We start from the raw sequence: 2,968 nt of genomic DNA on the forward strand, positions 1-2,968 counted from the left end.
TGCGATGTTTGAAAGCGTTTCACGTTTTCCTCGTTGTCTTGCAAGGCTTCGGCCCGGCTGATGAGGGCCTTTATGTGGCTGTACTCATAGCTTTGGGCGGCGTCGATGTCAGGTCCGAAGTTGATAAGTTTGTCCTTCTGCAGCTCGTCGGGGTAGCGCAGGTCGGCTATGGCGCTACATTCGGTGGTCCAAAGGCCGGTGTATAATCCCTGATTACCGTTGCGACTGCGCTTGAATTGCTCAGCTACGAAGCCGAAAGAGTTGTGATATTCCAGTTGGCGGTTAATCTTCAGACGTGAGCCAAAGCGCAAATCGTACTTCTTGTTGTCGTTTCCGTTGTGAATGATGATACCCGAATTGCTGCTCATTCCTGCGCCGAGGCTGTAGCCGAACTTATCGTTGCCACCGTCGAAGCTCAACCGATAGCGCTGCTGAAAGCCCGTTTGGTTGAGCAATTCCTTGGTACGTTTGAAGTGATAAAACTGCGACGTGGCCACGTCGAAGCCCATTTGGGAGGAGAAAGAGCCACGAAAACGCCCGTTGCGGCCCTTCTTCGTGAATATCTGAATAACGCCATTGGCGGCGTCGGAGCCATAAATGGTGGTGGCGGCGCCGCCCGTTACGTACTCTATATGGTCGATATTCTCCATCGGAATGTCGCTGATGGCTCCCGAGGCAGCCGTTTCGCCCATGGGAAGATCGGCCGAAGAATAAGGCTCGGCGGCATATCCGGAGAGCGAATAGGCCAGCGTAGAGCCGGTATTCTTATTGTCGACACGCACTCCATCGATATAAATGACGGGCGTGGAGTTGATGAATGCCGACGAAAGACCACGCGAACGAATGAGCGAAGTGGCGCCCGGCTGGCCGTTGGTCATGGCTATTTGCACGTTGGGAAGGGCGTCTTGCAACATTTGGTCAATGCGTCCGGAGGGCAGTTTGCCCAGTTCGGCGGCGGAAACCTTGGTTACTTTCTCCGAGAGACGGCGCCTTTGGATGGCGTTTCCTTGTCCCGTGACCACTACTTCGTCGAGAACGATGGAGGGTTTGATTTTACTTGAGTCCACAACTTCCATGAGTGTGGGGTTGGTTTTGTCGTTGTGGCGCGACGCCGAGGCGTTGGCCGATCCTGAATAGATAAATGTTGACGGGATGAGCATTAAAGTACACAGTGCCAATTGGTAAGGACACGGCGTATTTTTTCTCAAGTTCTTCATTTTGAGAGGTTTGAATTATAAATTAATAAATTACTGTTGTGCAAATTTATAAATTATTATTTAAACAGCCAAAGCTTAATATTATGAATTTAATAAGTAATCTTCCATGGCGTTGTGGTAAACCTTTGGTTTAAAGAGCGTTAGATAATGGCGCTATGAAAGCAGTCCTTTGACCCGATGAAAGCAGGCTTTTTACACGACAAAAGCAGCCCTTTGAGCGGGTCAAAGGGCTGCTTCGGGAAAGGCACCACGGGCCTTTGGTAAAACGAGGGGGTGGAAACGACGCTCAGGCCGTTGGCTTGCCGGCTTTTCGGGCGGCTATGATGGCCAAGGCGATATTGATGTCGGTATAAGTAATGTCGGGCGGACAATGGGCTTTGAGCTCGGCCTTGGGCGACTGCGGTGGCAGCTTATGGAGCTCGTTTTCAATGATAGGCAGTTTGGAGAGGTCGAAAAGTCCGTCGGCGGAGAGCTCGCCCAAGGCGATGAAGTGTATCAGATGATTGTACACGGTGGTAAGGGTGAGCTTGCGTTCGCGGGCGATGAGGTCGGGATTCATGCCTTGGCGATACATCGACAGGGTAGTTTTGCGGGTATCGGGCTTGGCGGTTTTGGCCTTGTCGGCAGCTATTTTGTCGGTGCTTTTCTTCGCTTTGCGGCGGCGTTTGGCCTTGGTATCCATGGCCATAAGGTAGGCCTCCTGCTTATGGGTGAGGTATCCGGTGGTGGTAAAAGGCTCGTCGGCCATGTCCTCCAGCAAGTAACGGCGGGCCTTGTAGGCCAGTTTGAGGTCGGCAAAGGCCTGCTCCAACCGTTTGGCCCCGGTCTTGTTGTCGCTCGTTACGCCCTGCGTGGTGTCGATAAGGGGCTCGAAGATAGCCGTCAAATGCTCGGCGAAATAGGTTGCGCTGTGGCCTACGCGCTCTAAAAAGCTGTCTTCATGGAGCTGCGTTATGGTGAGTGTGGCGATAAAGGAGGCCCATTTTTGGGCTACGTTGATGACGTCCGTGTCGAGCTTTTTCATGAGAATACGGTGGAGTTGCTGGGCTTTGGGAAATTTGTAGCAGTACTCCTGCAACACTCTGAACAAGCGATTCTCGAGCGTCGACAGCTCATTGAAGTTGAAAGCGTCGATGAGCAACTCCCTATAATACTCGTCTTTGAGGGCCGGCAGTCGGGCTATGCTTTGGCGGGCGGCCTCGGCTTGGCGACTGATATAGTCGTCGACGCGGTTATCTCCGATGATGGCTTGGCGGCTGATGGGCGAGGATAGCACCATGCCTTCCAACGTTTTACAGCGGCTCAAGGCCACATATACCTGCCCGGAGGCAAAGGACAGTTGGGCGTCGATGATGGCTCGGTCGAAGGTAAGGCCCTGACTCTTGTGGATGGTGATGGCCCATGCCAGCCTCAAAGGAAACTGACGAAACGTTCCTTCGACGACTGAGTCGATGGACTTTGTATGGGGATTGATCTTATATTTGGTGTTTTCCCACATCGCCCGCTCCACATCTATCTCCTCATCGTCGCCCGGACAGCGTACCTGAACCCGCTCCTCGTCAAGGTAAACCACGTGGCCTATGCGCCCGTTGTAATAAAGATGGGCGGGCGAGGGGTCGTTGCGCACGAACATCACTTGTGCCCCAACCTTCAGTTCCAGCTCTTCATCGGTGGGAAAGGTCGATTCGGGGAAGTCGCGGTCAATCTCCGCACGATAGGTAAACGACGCTTTGTCGAGCCGTTTGAGCGCT

2 protein-coding genes are annotated in these 2,968 nt (G+C 53.1%); both read right to left on the reverse strand.

The genetic code is table 11. The features are described 5' to 3' along the window. Window positions 1-1,217: TonB-dependent receptor plug domain-containing protein (locus VIR50_RS10040; RefSeq protein ID WP_414703550.1), on the reverse strand; the 1,217-nt coding region annotated here is incomplete at its 3' end. A gap of 286 nt (window positions 1,218-1,503) precedes the next feature. Beyond that, a partial coding sequence (locus VIR50_RS10045) for a helix-turn-helix domain-containing protein (protein WP_331934993.1) occupies window positions 1,504-2,968 on the reverse strand: 1,465 nt, incomplete at its 5' end.

It is taken from the genome of Prevotella sp. (genome assembly GCF_036570325.1).
In the GTDB taxonomy this organism is placed as follows: Bacteria; Bacteroidota; Bacteroidia; order Bacteroidales; family Bacteroidaceae; genus Prevotella.